This is a genomic window from Candidatus Nitrospira nitrosa (assembly GCF_001458735.1).
In the GTDB taxonomy this organism is placed as follows: domain Bacteria; phylum Nitrospirota; class Nitrospiria; order Nitrospirales; family Nitrospiraceae; genus Nitrospira_D; species Nitrospira_D nitrosa.
This window is the reverse complement of record NZ_CZQA01000001.1, coordinates 1,518,338-1,539,704: the sequence shown is the minus strand read 5'-3', so window position 1 is coordinate 1,539,704 and position 21,367 is coordinate 1,518,338. Positions and strand designations below refer to the sequence as shown.

13 protein-coding genes are annotated in these 21,367 nt (G+C 54.4%); all 13 read right to left on the bottom strand.

From position 1 onward, the window contains the following. Nucleotides 1-63: 63 nt before the first annotated feature. Nucleotides 64-705 carry a response regulator gene (locus COMA1_RS07325; RefSeq protein ID WP_090745911.1) on the bottom strand — a complete coding sequence of 214 codons (642 nt, stop codon included), beginning with the start codon at nt 703-705 and terminating at the stop codon, nt 64-66. Beyond that, nucleotides 689-3,991 (bottom strand): PAS domain-containing protein, encoded by a 3,303-nt coding sequence (locus COMA1_RS07320; RefSeq protein ID WP_090745909.1) that lies wholly within the window; start codon nt 3,989-3,991, stop codon nt 689-691. The genes COMA1_RS07325 and COMA1_RS07320 overlap by 17 nt, the downstream gene beginning before the upstream one ends. A gap of 896 nt (nt 3,992-4,887) precedes the next feature. Further along, the gene (locus COMA1_RS07315; protein ID WP_245630898.1) at nt 4,888-7,419 is read right to left on the bottom strand and encodes an ATP-binding protein; all 2,532 of its coding nucleotides are present in this window, start codon (nt 7,417-7,419) and stop codon (nt 4,888-4,890) included. Between the two features lie 177 nt (nt 7,420-7,596). Then, the gene (locus tag COMA1_RS07310; RefSeq protein WP_090745906.1) at nt 7,597-7,926 is read right to left on the bottom strand and encodes a DMT family protein; all 330 of its coding nucleotides are present in this window, start codon (nt 7,924-7,926) and stop codon (nt 7,597-7,599) included. A gap of 9 nt (nt 7,927-7,935) precedes the next feature. Next, nucleotides 7,936-8,391 (bottom strand): acyl carrier protein, encoded by a 456-nt coding sequence (locus COMA1_RS07305; protein ID WP_090745903.1) that lies wholly within the window; start codon nt 8,389-8,391, stop codon nt 7,936-7,938. 157 nt (nt 8,392-8,548) lie between these two features. Beyond that, entirely contained in the window at nt 8,549-8,911 is a 363-nt protein-coding gene (locus COMA1_RS07300; protein WP_090745900.1) for a HEPN domain-containing protein, read from the bottom strand. Further along, nucleotides 8,898-9,215, bottom strand: coding sequence for a nucleotidyltransferase domain-containing protein (locus tag COMA1_RS07295; RefSeq protein WP_090745897.1), 318 nt, complete (start codon nt 9,213-9,215; stop codon nt 8,898-8,900). Before COMA1_RS07295 ends, COMA1_RS07300 begins: the two co-directional genes overlap by 14 nt. Nucleotides 9,216-9,378: 163 nt before the next feature. Further along, the gene (gene uvrA / locus COMA1_RS07290) at nt 9,379-11,886 is read right to left on the bottom strand and encodes an excinuclease ABC subunit UvrA (RefSeq protein WP_090745894.1); all 2,508 of its coding nucleotides are present in this window, start codon (nt 11,884-11,886) and stop codon (nt 9,379-9,381) included. Nucleotides 11,887-12,596: 710 nt separating this feature from the next. After that, on the bottom strand, nt 12,597-13,913 hold the full coding sequence (locus COMA1_RS07280) for a hypothetical protein (protein WP_090745888.1): 1,317 nt from the start codon (nt 13,911-13,913) through the stop codon (nt 12,597-12,599). A gap of 195 nt (nt 13,914-14,108) precedes the next feature. Then, entirely contained in the window at nt 14,109-17,039 is a 2,931-nt protein-coding gene (locus tag COMA1_RS07275) for a DUF7800 domain-containing protein (RefSeq protein ID WP_141654247.1), read from the bottom strand. A 132-nt stretch (nt 17,040-17,171) separates the two neighbouring features. Next, nucleotides 17,172-18,461: a hypothetical protein gene (locus COMA1_RS07270; protein WP_090745882.1), complete on the bottom strand. Its 1,290-nt coding sequence runs from the start codon at nt 18,459-18,461 to the stop codon at nt 17,172-17,174. 33 nt (nt 18,462-18,494) lie between these two features. Beyond that, nucleotides 18,495-19,751 (bottom strand): hypothetical protein, encoded by a 1,257-nt coding sequence (locus COMA1_RS07265; protein WP_090745879.1) that lies wholly within the window; start codon nt 19,749-19,751, stop codon nt 18,495-18,497. Between the two features lie 7 nt (nt 19,752-19,758). Beyond that, nucleotides 19,759-20,580 (bottom strand): hypothetical protein, encoded by an 822-nt coding sequence (locus tag COMA1_RS07260; protein WP_090745877.1) that lies wholly within the window; start codon nt 20,578-20,580, stop codon nt 19,759-19,761. Nucleotides 20,581-21,367 lie beyond the last annotated feature (787 nt).

Genomic DNA, 21,367 nt, shown 5'->3' with positions numbered 1-21,367 from the left:
ATCGATGTCCGTGGTAAGTGTTGGAAGCCGTCCGAACACGATCCAGGAAGGAGGGGTTGAGGGTTAGGTGGTTAAGTGGTGTTCGATCGCATAGCGGACGAGGTCTGCGGTCGTGCGTAAGTACAGCTTTTCCAGCAACCGACCTCGATAGGTACTGACAGTTTTGACGCTCAGGGCCATGTCGTTGGCAATCGCCGAGACGGTCTTACCCTGGCCGAGCAACCGCAGCACTTCCATCTCCCGGTCGGACAACCGTGCGTGCTGAGAGATGGGTTGCCCCGTTTCAAGATGGTCCGCTAATTGGTTCGCCAAAGAGGCCGTGACATATCGCTGACCTTCCAGAACGGCTTTTACAGCCGTGAGGAGATCGGATGGCGCACGGTCTTTCGTCAGATAACCCGATGCGCCGGCCTTGATAGCCCGCAGGGCGAATTCGCGTTCAGGATAGAGACTCAACATGAGGACAGGGACTGTCGGACGAAGCAGTTTGATCTCTTTCAATACTGCCAGCCCATGCTTGTCCGGAAGCGCCATATCGAGCACAATCAAGTCCCACGGTTCTCGTCGAACAGCCTCCAGAGCGGCTTCGGCAGAGGCCGATTCGACAACAGCCTGGCAGAGTCCTTCTTCGACCAGCAAATCCTTAATTCCCTTGCGGATGAGCGGATGGTCGTCGACGACCAAACATTTACGCGGTCTTCCCATGTCGGCCCTTTCTCGACTTTGTCCCCGTGGTCAGAAGATCGGATCGAACCGGAGGCTTCGACCGAGACTCCACGGGAATGGTGACGGCCACGGTGGTTCCCTTCCCGCGAACTGACCGCAGCTCGACTCGGCCTCCAAGTAGTTCAGCTCGTTCACTGATACCACGTAGCCCATAACCCCCTTTGAAGGCGGAGAGTTTCGCGCCCTTTCCGTTATCCTGAACCGTCAACGTCAGGTCTCCATCGGCGTAACGCAGGACGATGGTTGCGCTCGTCGCCTCTGCGTGGCGTACGATGTTCGTAATCAATTCCTGCGCGATCCGAAAGAGCGTCCCCTCCAGCTCGCGCCCGATTCTGACGGCGACGTGGTCGGGCTCAACCGACACTCGACAATCGAGCCCGGAGACTTCCCGCGTGTCCTCGGCCATCGATTCGAGAGCGGCCGCCAGTCCGAGCTCGTCTAATACGGCAGGCCGTAGACCGCGAACCAACTCACGGAGAGCCAGAAACAGCCGCTCAACCGCCGTCGTCGCAACCGTCAGATTCCGTTTCAACACCGACCCCTTGGATCCTGAGTGTTTCTTAAGTTCCCCCCCTACACGAGCCAGACTAAGCCGGAGCGCACTCAGGAGTTGGCCGAATTCATCGTGCAGCTCACGCGACAAACGACGGCGCTCGTTCTCTTCCGCCCTCTGAAGCTCCCGCCCCAACCTCTGCAACCTGGCATACGCTCGTTCCAAAGTCGCGTAGGCCTTCTTCGCCGTCGTGACATCGATCATCGCCCCGATCATCCGTACCGGCTTGCCTTGCGTGTCACGGACGACTTGCCCCTTATCTAAAAAGATGCCATAGGAACCGTCGGCTAAGAGAAACCGGTATTCGTCGAAGAAGGCTTTTTCTCCGGATCTCAAACACTCGTCCACATGATGCAGCACTCGACGGCGGTCTCCGGGATGCAAACGGGAGCTCCACGCCTCAATGCTCGGTTCCTTGGCCGGATTGTGGCCGAATTTCTCCCGAGCATTAGGCGACCACCAGTGAGCATCGGTGATCAAATCCCAATCCCACAAGACGTCGTTCGTCACATCCGCCACGAGTCGAAATCGCTCTTCACTCAGCCTCAACTTTTCCTCGTTGCGCTTGCGGTCGGTGATATCCAACGCATAGGCGACACGCGAGACGGGATCTCCTGCGGCATTCTTGATCACGGTAACTTCCATGAGCACCGGGAAGGTCGTGCCGTCCTTGCGCTGATGCACCGACTCGTAGACCTGGTGACCGGATTGGTCGATCTCGGAGATCCGCCGCATCATCTCCTCTCGTACCTCTGGCGCGTATATGGGAAGGATCGGCTTGCCGACCAGTTCGTCGACGCGATAGCCGCGCTGTCCGGCGAAGGCTTCATTCACGGCCATCAAGACATTGTCCGCAACGCGGCCGTACGCCAAACCGAATTGCGCATGCCGGAAGACCTGATCCCAACGGAGCGCCGATTCCTGTTCCTCGATTTGCTCGTCGATATCCGTATCCACCCCGGTCATTCGGAGAGGGTTCCCCTCGGCATCCCTCTCAACGACCTGGCTTCGACCACGGTTCCATCGATAGGTCCCGTCCTTTTTCCGAAGGCGATTGACACATTCGTATATCGGACGCGTTCCCGTGAAATGGGTCTGAATCAACTTCTTCATGCGGGGAAGGTCTTCTGAGTGAACAAGTCGCTCCCACGAGGAAATATGCGGAGGAACATCCTCTCGGCTATATCCGAGACCCGCAAGCCACGCGTCATCGAACCAGATTTCCCCGGTCACAATATTCCAATTCCAGGTGCCGGATTTCGTCGCCGTCAACGTACGCTGAAGACTGGTCTCGGTTGCGCGCAGCGCATCGTCCCTTCTCGTACTCTCGAGGGCGATCCCGAGCAGGTGGCTCGACGTCTTCAGTAAATCGAGTTCGAAGGCCGTCGGCCCTCGGCTTTCGGCATAGTACATGGCATAGGTGCCGAGCACGTCGTCGTGCGAGTCGCGAATCGGCACTGAGGTACAGGCCTTGAATCCATGGGAAAGGACAAGCTCCCGCGCTTCCGTCCATGGCGCCCACAGTGGATCATTCGCTATGTCAGTCACGATCACGGGCTCCTTCCGGTAGGCGGCGGTGCCGCAGGATCCGACCGTCGGGCCAATGGGCACACCTTCCACGGCGCGGCAAATAGCTTCCGGCATTGTAGACGCGGCACCGTGCCTCAAGGTCTGTGTGGCACGATCGACAAGAAGGACGGTACAAACGCCCCCATTGGACAACGCCTCAATCGATCGGATAAGCGTATTCATGATTTCGCGCAGGGGATCGTTCTTCGAGATCATCTCGAGGACCTGCCGCTGCGCCATATTGAGCGCATCGGCCTGTTTCCGTTCCGTAACGTCGATGGCCGTGCCGATCCAGGCCGATTGGCCATCGAACTCGATGGACGCGGCGGTGAAATCCAACCATCGAATCGCCTTGTCCTTGCGGATGATGGGAAATTCCAGATGGCTATTCGTGCCGTCACCCGCCTCCAGAGCTTTCAGCCCGGTCTTTAGAGACTCGTGGAAATCGGGATGCACGAGATCCCATAGAGTCAGAGACTGTAATTCCTCCAACGAGTAGCCGGTGATGGCAACGGCGGCTGGATTGGCATAGCGAAAACGCTCGCCGCTGTAGATATACAGCCCCGCGCTTGTGCAGTCGCTCAACCGCTCAAACTTTGCCTGACTGGCACGTAACGCCGGTTCCGCCCTGAGCCGTGCTCCGACCGCCGTCAGCAGCTCCTTGTAACGACCGTTTAAGTTGAGATGGCTCACCACCTGACGACTCAGCACACGTAGGGCATCGAGTTGCTCTGGCGAAAGATTCCGCGGCTCACGATCGATGACCCCCAAGGTACCGATGTGACGTCCCTCCGGCGTCGTAAGTGGGGCGCCGCAGTAGAATCGGATATGCGGGTCTCCGGTGACCAGTGGATTATCGGTGAACCGGTCGTCAACCGACGCATCCGGAACGACGAACAACGCATCGCTTAGGATTGTATGTGCGCAAAAGGTGATGATGCGTGAGGTCTGTGGCTCGCTGAGCCCGATCTTGGACTTGAACCAGTGCCGGTCGGCGTCGACGAGACTGATGACTGCGAAGGGGGCATGACAGATGTAGGCGGCGAGCTGGACGAGGTCATCGAGTGCCTTGTCCGGCACCGTATCAAGCATCTCATACCGATAGAGTTCGACAAGCCTTTCGGCTTCTTGAGGAGAAATCATCGCGAATTTCAGTTCTCCGCCCACAGCCAACCGAGCGATTCTCACACTATAGCGGAATAATTATGCTTAATACCGAACTAAATATACCTAATAGCAGAATAATTATGCCTAGGGAAGGCCTGACTTATTCAGGGTTTTCAGCAGAAGCCAGTCGAACCTCCAATGCTGCCTTCCTTCATACCCCGAAGAAGATCAGTTTTCTGTGCCGAGGGCGTTCGTCCGGATTGTTGCCGTCCAGCTCTGTATGCTCGTGCTATGCCCGCAATTATCATACCGGGAAGCATCCCTGAGAGATGCATGAGCTTCCAAGAATTACGTGGTTACCGCTCAGCGAGGAACCCCACAATACGTCTCTCATGGATTGGCAAGAGCTCAGTGTCTTTTCACGTGAATGCGGGGTTCAGGTAAAATGCAGCGGCTCTCTTCCTGTGCCTACATGAATAGACTAGGTGGATTGTTTCGACTTCGTGAATCTAATTGGATACTGAATCTTAGTGGATACAGTCCGGGCTCGGAAGGCAGTTCGGTATACCATCGGAGTTGCCCATGCCCCTACGGCTAACGCGTTTAGTCCTCAACGACGTCAAGGCGCTATCTTGGATGGGAAGACCGAACGGACGCTGCTAGGGAAGGTCTGATTTATTCCCCGTAGGTGATACGCGATGAGGAATGCGGCACTGAACGGGAGACACGCGCCTGCACCAACAAACCTGTGCAGAAGTCTTATTCGAATAGTCTCGCAAGCTCACTCGCCGCGAGCAGTTTCTCAACGAGGCGAATCGTACTCTCTGCCGTACGTTGAACCCCTGAGCGAGGCGAGAACGCCGCTGGTGGACTTTGTCAGCAGCCTGCTAATGGGTCGCGACATCAGCGGGACACCTGGGGAGTCTGGTGACTCAGGTCCAAGCGGGAGCGAGGCTGCCGTTTGCATCTCGCCAATGCGGCATCCAGGCAAGCGCCACGAGTTTGACGGCAATGTTGGCCTTAGTAGGCTTGATGGAGATGGTTTCAAGCTTTTCATTCAGCGGATCCGTCGCCGCTACCAAGGCATCGCTCTCGGATTTGAATTGCGCTTCAAGATCGACGAGTTGCTGCTGAAGTGCCGCTACATTTTCCTCGGCTGCTCCAACATCTGTTGACTCTTTCATCACCCGGCCGGCACTGCGAATGGCCGTCGTGGCCCGACCGATGTTTGAAGCGCTGATCGTCTTCCTCCCCATGAACGCACCAAGAATGGAGGCACCGACGGAAATAGCGGCCTGCATTTGGCTGGAGCGAGACTCGGCCTGCTGCTTTTCTTTCGCCAACTCCGCACGTCGGATGCGATCTTGGAGTGTGGTGATCTTCGACGCATATTTTTGCCGAAGCGCGTCGGCCGCCTTGTCCCGTTGTTCCCGGCCGGTTTGTTGTAACCGGACGCGGAAATCCCGTTCGGACTCCCCCGGTTTCGATACATCCTTGGTACTGGGGCTCCGCAATAACTCTATTTTCTGCGTCCTAAACAACCAGCCGTTGAACTCCTTGTTCCAGTCGGCATAACTCCTGGCTTTGCCCGCACTAGCCGGCACGGCCAGGAATTGGGCCTTCGCCGAGGGTTCGCGCTCAAGGTCGGCCACCGCTATCTCTGCTGCAAGGGCCTTATCCCAATCGACCGCCACAGGCCCGTCCGTGATGGGGGCCAGGACCGTCAGGTCCTGGGCGCTCTCCACTCCGCTCTTGGCATCGGAGAATCGGATTTGCGACGTTCCCAGCAACATAGGCGCGTAGACCAATTCGCTCCCATCCGGTTTCGAACCGCGCAGCGGGACACAATACTGCGGGACCTCCGGCGGCAGCATGGGACGGGCTGTCACGGCTGAGGACTGTGTGCTGAGGGCTACGGAGTGAGCCCCAGATGTTTCACGTTTGACGTTTGCCGTTTCACGTCTAACAGGGTCCATCAGCTGCTTGATCTGCGTTCTCGTGAGCGGGCCACGAAGGTAGGACAGGCACCAGCGTGTCTCAAACACGACCGGTTCGTCCTCATGCACGTTATTCATCAGAAAAATCCTATTGCCGAGACCGGCCAGCGTTTGCTCCATACGGCCACGATCGAACTTCTTTCCGGCACTGCTCGACGCGCCCTCCAATCCCTCAAGGACTCTCGCCTTGTCTCGCTCCGTCTGCAATCGTCCGATAAACCAGGTCCCGGTGTTGGCCAACCCTTTGTAGTCGAGATCGACGGGATTCTGCGTGGCAAGCACCACTCCGAGTCCAAACGCACGTGCCTGCTTCAACAACGTCATCAGTGGGAGTTTGGATGGTGGATTCGAGACCGGCGGAAAGTAGCCGAAGATTTCGTCCATATAGAGGAGCGCTCGCAAACTGGTCGTGCCTGACTGCGCGCGCATCCACCCCACCATCTGACTGAGCAAGAGCGTCACAAAAAACATGCGTTCAGCATCGTTCAAATGCGCAATGGAAAAAATCGCCAGCCGTGGCTTGCCCGATGGGGTATACATGATCGACTGCATATCGAGCGCTTCCCCCTCAAGCCAGGCCTGGAAGCCAGGTGCGGCGAGCAGATTATTCAGTTTCATGGCAAGAGCGAAGCGATCTTTAGACGGGAAGAACGAATCGACATCCATCACGCCGATCCTCGACACCGGTGGCGACTGAATCGCTTGGATCAGGGTCGCCAGATCAAGATCTTGTCCGTTCCTCCAGGTCTGGTCGAGAATCGTGGAGAGGAGAATGTGCTCACGGCTCTGGATGGGATCCGCCTCAATACCAAGCAAGCCGAGCAAACTGGTCACGGTGGTGCTGATCCGCTCGCGCAAAAGCTCCGAGTCCTCAAGCACATCAGCAGTTGGCGCCGAAAACGACTTCAGAATGGACACCGGCAACCCGGCGTTGCTGCCGGGTGTGTACATCACCACATCGGCTGCGTCTCGTAGCCGCTGAATCCTGTCGCCGTTCTGTTGCCAAGCTGCGAGGCCTTTGGCCCACAATTCCGCTTGTGCCTGGGCATAGTCGGCAGGAGCCAACCCTTTCTTGCGTGCGTCATCTTCGTTAATCCATGGTTGAAAGTCTTCTCCCTTCAGACTTGGGAACGTCAGCATCAAGTTCCCCAGGTCACCCTTCGGATCGATGATGATGGCTGGAATATTGTCGATCGCCGCTTCTTCGAGGAGCGCTAAGCACAACCCGGTCTTCCCGCTGCCGGTCATCCCCACACAGACCGCATGGGTCACGAGATCTTTTGAATCGTAGAGGAGCCACCCTGGCTTCGCCTGTTTCGTCGCGAGCTCATAGGGCCGTCCGAGATAAAAAACGCCGAGCTTTTCGAAGCCTTCGGAAGTCTGGGCGGTGGTTGCTGCAGGCATCTCCGACTTCGTGGTTCCCTTCTCAGCCTTTGTGCCGGACTCTGATTTCTTTGCTTTTGGCATACCGCTCTCCCCCTTCGCTCGACTGTCATGATAACGAGGACCGTATTTTAGTGGGCTCACGGATGAGCTGCAAGCAGAAGTACAGGGGTGTGATAGAGAACAGAATTGTGACCGCAGACCTTACGGTGCTGTGGGAGGCTGCAACTTACGTAGACCTATCGTGGCATAAGCCCACCATCACCATTCTTTGAAAATCACAAACACCGCGCCAATCATCATGCCAAAGCCAACCAGATAGTTCCACTTCAGCGGTTCTCGTAGATAGAGCACGGAGAACACACAAAACACGACGAGCGTGATGACTTCCTGAATCGTCTTCAGTTGGGCCGCCGTGAATTCATAGTGGCCGATCCGATTGGCCGGCACTTGCAGGCAGTACTCAAAAAACGCAATGCCCCAACTGACCACAATCGCCATCCACAAGGGCGAATCCTTATATTTCAGATGCCCATACCAGGCAAACGTCATGAAGATGTTGGAGACGATCAGCAAGAGGATTGTGTGCATGGGCCTCCTTCATGATGATTGCTCTTTGACAGGATCAGCGATTTTGGCTTCACTTAGCCGCAGGGCTAAATGGTCAACTAGCTGCCTAAAAGTAAGATCTGGCTTCAGAGCTTCATCGTCTCGAAGCGAAATATTGAACTTCTTCTCCAGTTGAACAATGAATTCCGCACTGGACAGAGAGTCAAAAGTGTCCATCATGAGGTGTTGTTGAAATTTATCTTCCGGGCTAAGACCGTCAATAGAGACTGGTATATATTGGGCGAGGATTTTTCGTACTTTGGTTGCTAAGATCTCTCTGGACTTACTCTCACCAAAATAGGCTTGGCCAAATTCCTTGTGTGTAAGTTGTGGTCTAGATAGAAAGTATCGTGACAACTTCATTTTCTTCCGGCGAACGAACAAATAATAGGCACCAAAGGTCAGGGCGAGAAAAGGAAGTACTGCCCAGATTCCTACTTCTTTCATTGTTAGCCTAGTCTAGACTCCTTCAACACCTGTCCCGTATACGACCGCTTTGCCTTCGCAATCTCTGTGGGCGGCCCTTCAACGACGGTCTTGCACCGATCGCTATCTATTATGGGATACGGTTCAACGTCGCTGTTTACAAGACCTGCTGCTCTGCCTAGTCCCGAACAGCTACTACAACTGCACGCGCCTGTTCGCCATCCAGTGGATCGGTCGCCATCAGATCGTATCGCAACTCGACTGCGGAGGGACCCAGAGTGTGGATTCCGTCACACAACGGGGGGCTCGGAAGATTGTTTTGAGCGAGTAGGTCTATGAGAAACTGGAGATCATGAGTTTTGCGCAGTTCGACTCGGTACTTAGCCAACACTGCTTTGAGAGACTTCTCAACCGCTTGCTGAGCGTGGAATCCGACAACCTCGTCGTCGATTTCCGGATCATCCGACAGCTTGCGGAACGCTCTGATGTCACGGTCAGCCAGGGCAAGAAAGCGGCGAGCGAGATCCTCAGGCCGCTTCATAGAGGACCTTCCCCTCCTTCAAAGCCCAGTACATAGCCGTTCCGGGGAGATGTCCCCAGTCAGCAATTTCCCCTTCCGAAACGACAAGCACATCGACGGGCAACCCGATTGATCCAATTGCTTTCCGCAAACGAACCATTTCTGCTCGTTTGGAGCCAATCTCACGTTCGATCACCAGTAAATCCACATCGGATTCCGCCGTGGCTGTTCCTTCCGCGAAGGAACCGAAGAGAATGACTTTCCTCGGATTGGCCGCAGTCACGAGCCGTCGAACCGCAGTATCAATCGCTTCTTGAGCTGTCATTGTGGCCTATTTCGGACCAATCCTGGCTACACATCGGCCCGCTCAAAAGCACATCACACACATGTGCGATGGTAGCATTCATTCTTAGCAAAGTCATGCCGGATGCGTCATGACTCGCTTCATGGAGATAGACACTATTCGGCAACCCCATGGAACCAGGCTCTTACAACCCAGCTTCTTTTAACACCTGTCCTGTGTACGACCGCTTCGACTTGGCGATTTCTTTCGGCGGCCCTTCGGCGACAATCTCGCCGCCGCGATCGCCGCCTTCCGGCCCGAGGTCGATGATCCAATCAGCGTTCTTGATCATGTCGAGATTGTGTTCGATCACGAGTACGGTGTTGCCAGCCTCGACCAATCGATCCAGCACATCGAGCAATCGTTGTACGTCGGCGAAATGGAGGCCTGTGGTCGGCTCATCGAGGATGTACATCGTCCGTCCAGTCGCCCGTTTGGAGAGCTCGCGCGAGAGCTTTACTCGCTGCGCCTCACCACCGGAAAGCGTCGTGGCGGACTGGCCGAGTTTCACATAGTGCAGACCGACATCATGAAGGGTCTGCAGCTTCGCTTTGATCAAGGGAATGTGCTCGAAGAACTCCAACGCATCGTCTACCGTCATGTTCAACACATCGGCAATACTCTTGCCCTTGTGAAGAATCTCCATCGTTTCGCGGTTGTATCGTTGCCCCTTACAAACCTCGCAAGTCACATACACGTCAGGCAGAAAGTGCATCTCGATCTTGATCAGTCCGTCGCCCTGACAGGCCTCACATCGCCCACCTTTCACGTTGAAACTGTATCGTCCTGGCTTATAGCCACGAACACGTGACTCCGGAAGATTCGAATAGAGATCACGGATATAGCCAAAGAGTCCGGTATACGTTGCGGGATTGGAACGCGGTGTGCGGCCGATCGGCGATTGATCGATATCAATCACTTTGTCAAGCCCATCGACCCCTTTGAGTTCTTTGCACCCATCGATCTTCGGCTTCTTGTGGTAGAGCAGTTGCGAAAGCGAATGGAAAAGCACCTCCAGCACCAGCGTGCTCTTTCCTGATCCTGAGACTCCTGTCACACAGGTGAAGAGCCCCATTGGGATACGTGCGGTCACATTCTTCAAATTGTGCTTCTGTGCCCCAATCACCGAGAGCGTTCCACGGGGCTTCCGCTGCCGTTGCGGTACGGACACCGTCTGCGTCCCTCGTAGATATTGACCGGTCAGCGACCTGGGATCGCCCATGATCTGTTGCGGTGTTCCCTGTGCAATGACGTACCCACCCTGCGAGCCGGCACCAGGCCCCATATCCAGCACATAGTCGGCCGCCATCATCGTTTCGGTATCATGTTCAACAACCACGACGGTATTGCCGAGGTCGCGTAACCGCAACAAGGTTTGTAGCAAGCGCCGATTGTCCCGCTGGTGCAAACCGATCGATGGTTCATCGAGGATGTACAACACGCCAACCAGACCGGACCCGATCTGCGTCGCCAACCGGATACGCTGCCCCTCGCCGCCGGAGAGGGTCGCCGCCGCTCGATCGAGCGTCAAGTAATCCAAGCCTACATTGACGAGAAAGCCCAACCGTTCTCGAATCTCTTTCAGAATCCGATGTGCGATGACCAACTCACGATCGGTGAACTTAAGCGACAGGAAGAAGTCAGCCGCCGTACGAACGGATAGCTTGGTCACCTCGGCGATCGATTTCTTTGCGAGCTTGATGGACAAGCTTTCCGGTCTCAACCTCGCACCGTGGCAGGTTTCGCACGGCTCCAGCAGCGTGAAGTCCTCTTCTTCCTCACCGCCCGGCGTCACGGCATAACCGATTCCGTCGCAAGCCGGACAGGCTCCATGCGGGCTATTGAAGGAAAAAACGCGTGGCGTGACCTCAGGGTAACTCACCCCGCACTTGATGCAGGCAAGCCGGTCGCTGTAGAGCCTTGTGTGACCATCCTCCGTCAACACACCGACCAGCCCACCAGTCAGTTTGACCGACGTTTCGACAGAATCCGCCAAGCGGCGCATCAACGCATCGCCCGTTTTCATCACCAACCGATCAACGATGATTTCAATCGTGTGTTTCTTCTGCTTATCGAGCGAGATGTCCTCACCGAGGTCTACAATCTTCTCATCGATCCTGGCGCGCACATACCCGGCCTTGCGCATCTCCAGCAACTCTTTCCGATACTCCCCCTTCCGCCCTCGGACGATCGGCGCCAGGATCTGGAACTTCATCCCTTCCGGCTGCGCGGCAATGGCATCGACCATTTGCTGGACAGTTTGCGCCGTGATTTCCTCACCACATTGAAAGCAATAGGGCCGCCCCACGCGGGCGAAGAGGAGACGGAGATAGTCATAGATCTCCGTAACCGTACCGACGGTGGAACGGGGGTTGTGGCTGGTGCTTTTCTGCTCAATAGAAATCGCGGGAGACAGCCCTTCGATCGAATCGACGTCCGGCTTCCCCATCTGTTCGAGAAACTGCCGAGCATAGGCGGAGAGCGATTCGACATAGCGCCGCTGGCCTTCGGCATAGATCGTATCGAAGGCGAGCGACGACTTACCCGACCCGCTCAAGCCGGTGATCACTACCAGCTTATCGCGTGGGATCTCCACGTCGATGTTCTTGAGATTGTGCTCGCGGGCGCCTTTTATGACGATCGAATGTCCCATTGCTTCTTTTTGTTCCCGAGTCAGGCCGTCGGACTCACCACCCAGCACGTTCAAGAATGCAAAATTATAACATGGAGTCTGCGAGTAAAAACTGCCGCACAATATGTAGCACGCCATCTCTCGGATCAAAAACTCCATCCACCGACACACCACTCACGCGTCATCGCCAGAAAGGTCAAAAACGAGTGCGCCGTAATCTGGACCGTCAGCAATGAGGTTCGGAGTGAAGAGGAAAGGGTCACGAAGGATATGCCGACTCCCCAGCCAATAATCACCACCAGTTTGTCGTACGGGGCTGTCGGGTCAATATTTGAGATTGTTTTCGCACAGGCGCTTGATGACGATGGAGTGGCTCGTACAGAGATGGGATTGACTCACACGAGAATCTGGAGAAAGAACACATTACCACGAAAGCAATGAGACATCGTTTCGCACGAATGGTTGCCTCAGCGATTGGCCATCCATATGTGTTTTGCTGATCTCCAAACGCTCTGGCATAGGGGAACCAATGAGAGCACCAATGGCTTGCTGCGCCAAAATCTCACGAAAGGGGTGAATCTATCCGGTTACACCCAGCGCTTTTGAACGCCATTGCCCATCAGCTCAACACGCACCCAATAAACCATACCGAGTGCGCCACACCCCTTGAAAGTTCAGGCGCAGCTACGCCAGCAGTCACTCATTGCACCTGGCATTGGGAACCGAGGGCACTACACATTGAACGTATTGAAGGTCTCTACCCAGAGCATGTTCGTCGTTTTCCATTCATCAACCTCCTCCTTGGTCAGTACTCCTTTCCAGGAGTTTGCCCTGTTGTAGGCCTTTATGATGTCATCCATTTCAGTAAGAGGACGCGGTGGATAATGAAATTTTGCCTTCTCTATGAGAGGGCGAGCCGCAAGCACCGACGAGAGTTTCTTGAGTGCTGTCGGGCCGATGATCGCGAGCGAGCGCCACGCATCGGAAACCAATGCTGGCATACGAATCGCAGCCAGAACCCTACCTCGGGTTTCTGATGACGGAGCGAGTTCCTGTCCGAGACGGGCCGCTGCTTGACGAGCCTCGCCACGTGCTTTGTCGCGTTCCCAGATACTCATCGAGTGGTTGGAATAGTGCGCCCAATACTTTTCCCCGGCGCCCTTGAATGCCTCAAAATCGTCCGCAATAGCGCCCTTTGCGGTTTTCACCATCTGCTCTAATTGCTTCATCTTCGCATCGTATTCTTTTCGATGCTTACGGGCCTCCAATGCCCAGTCGACCAAGATCCCAAGGCCGGCAATCACCGCTCCTGGCCCCGACCCCGCCGACACAACGCCGGCGAGGTCGGCCAAACTTACATCTATGCCCTCGAGCTGCGGCTTCTTGAGACGTTTACCTTCGGCGACACTTCTCGCCAACCTACCTTGAGCTTGCCAAAAGGCCTGGCGCGCAAAATCAAAATTACGGCCCGTCGTCGTCACCTCGAAAACGAACCCACCGATAAGTTCCCCTTGGCGCTCAGTGGCATACCTATCCTGTGCGTCTCGCCACTGTTTATATTTATCCTTTTTGTCTCCGGAGGGATTCGTATCATCTGTTGGCCGCAAAGCGTGTTTCTGTACCGGCGTCAAGTCGGTAGGGGCTTCCGGCGCTCCCGCACTGAGCAGGTCCCTCAATCGCCCGATCGAACGAAGTACTTCTTCGAAGTAATGTGTGAACGCGTTGTACTCCGTCACCCACTTGCCCATCTCACCGGCTTCGAAGCGCGTTATCTCTTTTCCGATAGAAAGCGTATAAGGAGCGCGTCCGGCCAAATTCCGCTCCTGTTTCCCGACGACAGAAGATGTACGGATTAGACCTGCACGGTGCTCCGCGTGATAGGCTTTCTCTCTTGGACCATAGAGACCACCTCGTATCACATACGGCTCGATCATTTCGTACACGCGTGGCTCGCTCACCGCTAATTCCTGCTGTATAGCGAGCGCTTCGACTACCTCTCGTGAGCCCAGGTCAATGAGTTCAGCTTCAAAGCTGGCTCGTTCTCTCATCTTCGCTCTCCTGGTATGAAGCCTGCCGCATACAGTGTTTATAAAGTGCTTCCACAAATTCAAATCGTGGATGTTCCGGCGGGCAGGGCACTGCCACGCTTGCTGCTCGACTCTCGGTGTACCCGGCACATCAAGCTCGACGCCGGTCATTGTGCGCTAAGCCGTTCGATAGCCTTCGACCTTGCCCTCGATTCCTCATCCTGAGGTGTACTTATAGCTATATGTGTTATCACCCGCCAGATAGGCGACACTGATTTCGACCTGAGACTTCATCCTGACGTTGACGAAGGCAACAGCGTTCTCGTAGAGGGAAATGCTTGATGGTCCTATCGGATTTCCCATGGGAACCCCAGGTGGATTCTTGTGCAGAAAGCCATGAGAAAGGGTGTACTTCCCCATCTTAAAATTTTCGTTCCAGACCAGCGAGCTTTGTTTCTCAGCTACCCACTTATCTGCTGAAGAACGAATGGTCGTCTGCAGTCCGGAGCAGGTGACCTGGAGGAGTTCTGGCTTGAGCCTCGAACCACCAGGGAGATTACCAGTCATACAGTAGTTGTGGTGGACGTCACCCGACACAAGCACCAGTGTTTTCACTGAACTACCTACCTTGCGCATAGCCTCAACCAATCCCCACAGATCACGCCAACTCCTATCGCGAATCATGTGCTCTAGATCTACAGATCTTCGGAAAACACGGAGTAAAGCGTTAGAGGCCCTGCCACTGCCCGTAGAACCAGTCAAAGCTGCATAAAAATCTAACAAACCACCTTGACTCCATGCTCCAGCGGCAGTTTCAGGCTTCGTCATGATTTGCGTCACTTTCATTGGCATGAGGAGCGGTGTAGATGGTGCAATGAAAACCACAGAATCATTCCGCTTCTTCTCGACAAGAATGTCCCGCATCCAAACCAGTTGCCCATTGTCGATTGTTTGTGACATAGGGCGTTTTTTGGGATTGTCGTGGTCGATGATTCGCAAATCGTCGTCGGTGGGGACCATGAATTTGCGCGTTCGGCAGTCGGGGACTAAGAAAGGAGGGTCAAAAGGGAGCTGGTAGTGCCAGTCTAAGCTCGTACCAGTCTGGAATGTAGCTTTTGGATCTTTCGAAGGCACCTTCGAAAAACAGGCTTTATGGATGCAGCTACGCAATTCCGGTAGCGCATCGGATCCCGCTTGCTGCGCGGCTGCAAGAGCCTTTACCCGTGGATCATCCTTCCTCCATTGTGATGGAGCCTTGTTACACCAACCCTGATACATCCAATACGCGGCCAAGCTATCAGTCAAGGTTTTGGGCCACATTCTAAAATCGTCTTTCTCGTTGTGAAGCATCCGCACCCAAGACGAATCGAAGTTCCAGTCATCAGTGACCTCGTGGTCGTCAAACATGAGAAAAGTAGGAACTTGCGCGAGCAAAACTCGAACGCTACGCGAGCTCGTCCATGCACGTTCATACAAAGAGGCAAATTCCGCGAAGTCGGCTGCATGAACGCCGTCAGCAGCCGATGGATGCCCGTGTGCATCTGCCTTACGAACAAGGCTATGAGACTTCCTGTCAGCAATAATAGGAATCTGGTGCTCAAAATCAGGAAGCCTCCACAAGAGGAAGTTGTAAGAGAGATATCGACCTGCCATCGGGTTACGACGAAGAGCTGTACTGAAGCCGACTTTCCAATAAGGCAGAAATACTCGGAAGGGTTCTGTGCTGATCTCAAGAGTATCGACTGTGGGCAAGAGACCAACAGCTTCTCTCGCCGCTCTTTCATCAGATGCCTCACCATGGGCACCCGATAGGTCACGACGGTTTTTCAGAGTCTGATAGCGTTCCTTCAGTTGCTCTCTTGGGTTTTTATCTGGATACTCACGATAGATGCCTTTAATGTCTGGATATCGCCTATGGATCTCATCCAGCTTTTTGACCCCGTCTGCAACTGACTGGTAGCGCTTAATATCAGGATCTTTATATGTCTGATAGCGGTGGGAAAACCGGCCAGCCCAAGCACCGTCGATCAGCTTACTCCGCAGGGGAGAAACGGAATCAAAAGGTCCGGGCATTCGAGAGGCGAAACGCGCCCGAACTATCATCTCACCGGTGTCATCCCCAATTTCATCTGCATAGATTTGATCGCCTCCCCAAAATAGGAATGCTGGCCACTTGTCCTTCCTGTTGGCACGGAGCCAAGTGCCCAATCCATCTAGCATATCAGGCCCCCAGTCCTTACCTCCCTTCTTATCACCGGGGTACCACCGGCATGAACCTGTGACAAACAGCAAATTCTTGTCATACACCCGTCGGAGCGTGCGAAAAGTAAGCCACTCATTTTCATCGAGAGAGGCCAACCTCAACTGGTCTTTTATCGAGTTGAGAACGGCTAGGGTCAGCGAGGGAAATACATCCGAAAATTCAGAGGGTTTAACAGGAATCAAACCGGCTGCTGGCAGCGGGGCTAGCTCGACCGTGTAGTTGTAGAACGTTTCCTCTCTCAAGCCATCTATTTCCACTGCGGCGAAATACCGACCACCGACGCGCACCGTAGAGGCATAATGCGCGGACTCGGAGCCTCCAGACGAAAGTTTGCATCGCAAGCGCACTATCGCAGGGGTCACCGTCTCCAACCATACCACCGTACGTTCATAGTCGGTATATCGCACAAAAGGGCCGACGCGAATCTCCATAGGAACGGCACGGATTCGCACCTTGTTGAGCGTGGCAAGAAATGGCTTCGCGATCTGAATCGGCCTCCGTGTAATATGCTCATGTTGCATGAACCGCTCGACTCCGCCACGCCCTAGAGCTTCCATGCCCTTTAGGGCAAGGTCATCCATCTCTTGCCGATAATACGGCCAGAAGTTCCTATCCGGGTTCTTGTCGTCGCGCACCAAAGTCCAGTCGAACCACGTCCCACCATACTGGATCTTTGGATCATCGGGATTTAAGAAGGCCCCAGCACGAATTGCACACACACGGTCCCTGACCTCAAAAACGAACGGTAAGGCAGGATTAATCTTTCCAAGATACGCACACCCTCTATTTCCTTGACTAAATTTACCCCTCGACACCACCTGCCCTTGAATGAACGCATATTCTCCTTCAGTGATTGGAGATTCCTCACCATCGACTACGACCAAATAGGCTTGATCTCCCCCTCTATCACCCGACCGCTCCACTTCCGAAAACCACTCTTTGGTTCGGTCTAGGCCAAGATCCACAAGCTCCCGTTCAAATCCTTGTCTTTCAGCCATGATTCGCTCACCACTCCGCTATACTTGCTGTTCAATCGTCTGCGCGCCAGTCGCACCAAGGTCGACACCCGTCAACGTTCGATAGGCCGTCCGATACCCTTCGACCTTGGCCTCGATTTGGTTGAGCCAATTTTCGAGTTCCCCTGGAGGATTCGATCGCTTGTCCTGATGGTTGATGACTTCCAGATCCAGCAGAATGTCTCGCGCATTTTTTGCGCATTCTCGATGGACGATATATCGATTGGTCTCACCGTTGGTCACTGGACGTTTCAGAACCAGCACATCGTAGGCCGCCGTAATGTATTCGTCCGGACTCTCATACGCCGGCGGGATCCCAAACGTCGCGCGCAAATCACGAATCACCGACATGCCCGCGATAGCCCATACAATTCCACTCAGCGTATTGTAATAGTTGCGCCCATAGGCAAACGGTTCAAACCGTTTCTTCAACACTTCCAGCGTGTCACTGATCGTAATCAATGTGGCGACCGAGGTTCGGGCACTCCCACCGGCGGCTCCCTGAATGGCAACGGCCAAACGCTTGTCTTTGTAAAATTCCAGCGCATGAAAGACGAATTTATGAAACTGGGCAGTAAAGCCGGTATTCACTTCTGTTTGAAGATCGAGTTTTCGCCCGGTGTCAGAAGTCCAACCAAGAGCAGTGCGGTAGGCCCCGGCTCGATCTCGCACAGTGGAGGACAGACCCATTTTCATCTGCCGAACCATCACTTCGAGCACTACTGCAACGATGTCGTCCTTCAATCCCAGATCGATACTTCCGTTCGATATGGGAAGCCTGCCGTTGGTCGCAAAGGCATCTAAAATGGTCCCGAGAATTTGAAAGATACCTAATCGCTCAAAGTAAAATAGCCAGACAAGATCTCCGACAAACAGCCGCTTAAGGCTTGGAGTCGAACCCTCAATCCCGTTCCGATTTCCATCGATGGTGATGCAGGGAGAACAGACACAGCATCCGCTTGGCCAAGCCGCGGTTGGCACTCCAACGTCATCTCCACCTGGCCTCTTTAAGCAGGTGACCATACCGGAATCGATCTCGCCGAGCACGTCGCCTGCAACGGTCTGATGGCGTTGCCCAAACTTGAAATACTCATCAAAAAATATCGTCACTTCATCTTTAGTCGTAACACCGGTAGATTTGATGAGCGATAACAGCTCCTGTGCACAAGACGGAAATAGGACGGTTACGGGAGGTTTTCCATTTAGACCTTTTGGCGCATTTATCGTTTCAACCCTTGAAGGGGGAAGCCCCTGCAGGATGACCACCTGGGGCTGTGGATTGCTTGGCATCGTTAGACTCCTTCCGTTCTTGTCAATTGCACATCAATTCCAAACATCTCGTTGCTGTCCCAATTTGATTAGCCACTTGCTCATGACGCCGTTCAATGCATCCTCGGTCAATGGGCTCCTCTCCCGCACAACGCGAAACACGGCAAGCTGTACAGACGGTGACAGCCCGGTGAGATTCAGGCAGCCGCTCTTTGCCGTATCCGCGACGGCCCGCAGCTTCCATGGGGCCAGCACGCTCATGTCGAACAGATCGGGTATGGCCCGTCCCTCCAGCACACGGAACTTTGTATTCAGTAATGTGCTGCTTACAATCGGCAAATAGATCTTGGCCTCCTCCAAGACCTTCCTGCTGTCGGGGGATGCCTCTTTCATGGAATAGCAAACTTCCCAGTCCCGCTCCCACGTGTCCCAGTCACCTCGTCCCCAGAGCTGGCGAGTCCATTCAAAACTGAGCAGCACCCGCAGGTAGGGCGGAGGGTGGGGATCGGAATCGGAGACTCGCATGGCATCGCCAGGTGAAAGCGATAGGATTTCTCGTATCGCTGCCGGCTGGGCCAAGCCAGTGCAGCAGAAAGCCCAGAAGTCCGGCCCGATCTCCGAACTCCAAAGGGCATACAACCGTTGCAGCGTTTGTGATGCCCCTGCGCGCTTTAGGGCGGCACAAAAGGCGTTAGGAATAGCGGATTGCAATCCCGTTCGACTCAGCGCTTGGTGGCCGACTTCATGATGCACGGACGTGAGATTGTATTTTTCTTTGAGCTTCGCATAAGGGATCTGAATGAGCGGTATTGGATTCGGTGCGGCGCCTGGAAGCCGAACGCCTTCACGCAGAATGGAGGCGCCAAATCCACGGTCACAGTGCACTAACGGTGGCTCAACCCGATCTAACGCCGGATGGTCCTTTTTGAGCGCGTCCCAAGCGAGCACATCACAACCAGCGAGTAGCCCCCCCAAGACGGGGGATGCCCGCTGCGTGAGCACGTCTACATAGGTATCAAAAAATGTGAACGCTTTGGTCAGGTCAAATTCCATCCGGCCGAGTTTTGCGTTCAACGCGCAAGCTGCCCGTCTCTCAGTCAATTGAGAAACAGGCCTGTTTACCGTACCATCGAGATCCGATCTTAGGCGATCGACAACCACATTCAATTGCCTCTCAAGGACGGACCACTGACGGGCGGTAATGTCCTGCTGTCTCGGTAATGCCACCAGCGTTCTCATTCGAGCAAGGGCATCGATTCGCAGACGCATGGCCTCAGCTCGCTTCCTGAGATATCGGGTAAGACTGTCCATGCTCGGTTCAGATTCCTTCGATAATAATCCTCTCTCCCCGCCGTAAGCGGATGGTCATTGTCCGCTTGCGGGAATTGCGCATCTCACCCTCTTGCCCGGAACGCCCCATTGCCTGAACCTTGCGCACCGCCGTCTGATATGCCGCCGAAGCCAGTCGACTGGCTTCGAGCGGATCAGCTGCACGCTCACTCATATGGCGGCCGAGGTAATCAAAGGCTTCGCGTGCCACGTCGACATAATTGTCCCAGGCTTCGCGGTGGCGATCAGAATCCTCTGTGGCCTCAAAGCCCAACGCCTTCAAGGCCGGAAGCGCAACAGCCCCGCCAGGAACAAGACTCGCTAATCCGGATTTGGCTAGAGAGCCGAGTGCCCCTTTCAAATCCCCTCTCGCTAATTGCGTAATAGCTTGAAGTCCTTTAAATCCGGGAATTCTTCCGGCCAATTGGCCGACTCCTTTCCTGAGAAGCCCCCCTCCGATCCTTTTCAACCTGTTTTTCCATTTGCCCCAGAAATAATCTCGTTCCATCTCGTTAACCAGCCCTCGCACCTCATCATCAAGCTCCGACTCCGATTCAAACTCTCGCTGCGTAAGTTCAAAGAAGCGATCGGCATAGCCTGCCACCTCCACCGACTCCTTCTCCCACTCCTCGTCAACTTCCTCGTCAGCTCCTTCATTACTTTGGGTTGTTTCTTCCCAATCCGATTGCGATTCTGCATCTGAATCTGATTCAGATGCTTCGACCTGCCTTATTTCGGGCCCATCTCCCTCCATCTCAAGCTCAAACTCTCGCTCCAAATCAGACATGCCGGTGTCGTTGTACTTTGACATAGCGACCTTTCCTTTCTTTTCAAGAGGAGAGAGGTGCTCGTGTGATCTTTTGAATCGACTCGTCCTTCATCCCTCTGCAAGTCAATTTCAAAGCAAGCCTCGCTTTCTAGCTATCGCTATACTAACAATACGCAAATCTAACTATTTTGAACGAAGAAGGCAAGACCACGAACCGACAGGGGTGTTGCTTTCTCTGCCAAATTCATATCCGGTCGTGGTGGGACCATCGATCCATTTTGCAAACTGCAAATACCCACCTCAGTGCATCAGGAGATCTGAGACAGGAGCGACTCGCTAACCCGGCGAATCGATGCAATGCGTGTAAAATCACTCGGCAATGCTTTTAGCCGAAACGCGTCGGCCATATACTGATTGAATTGGCCATATGAGACAGGTCCCACTACAGTAGCCCGAATGCTGGATCCTCGCTTCTGCACATATAATTTATGTACGAGTCAGGATGAGTCGGGCACACCCAACACCAGATCAAGAAAAAACACTGAGCACTTTCGCTTCATCCTGGCGTTGGAGGAAGTAGTTGTCAGGACGTCCAACGGAATGGCATGTATCCCGTCACGATCCTTAAAAATCTCGTTCGGAAAAAAATCAACCGGCACGAGCACATGAACGAGGGAGACAGCGCTGCCCTACGTGGCCGTTATCCGAAAACAGCGGCACGGACAGTTGACTGCAGACGTCCCGGATGAGATTTGAAACATAACAAAACTCTCGGTCCTCGTAGATACCGTTATTTTGATTGAGCAGTTCAATCCGTGATGATTGCTTG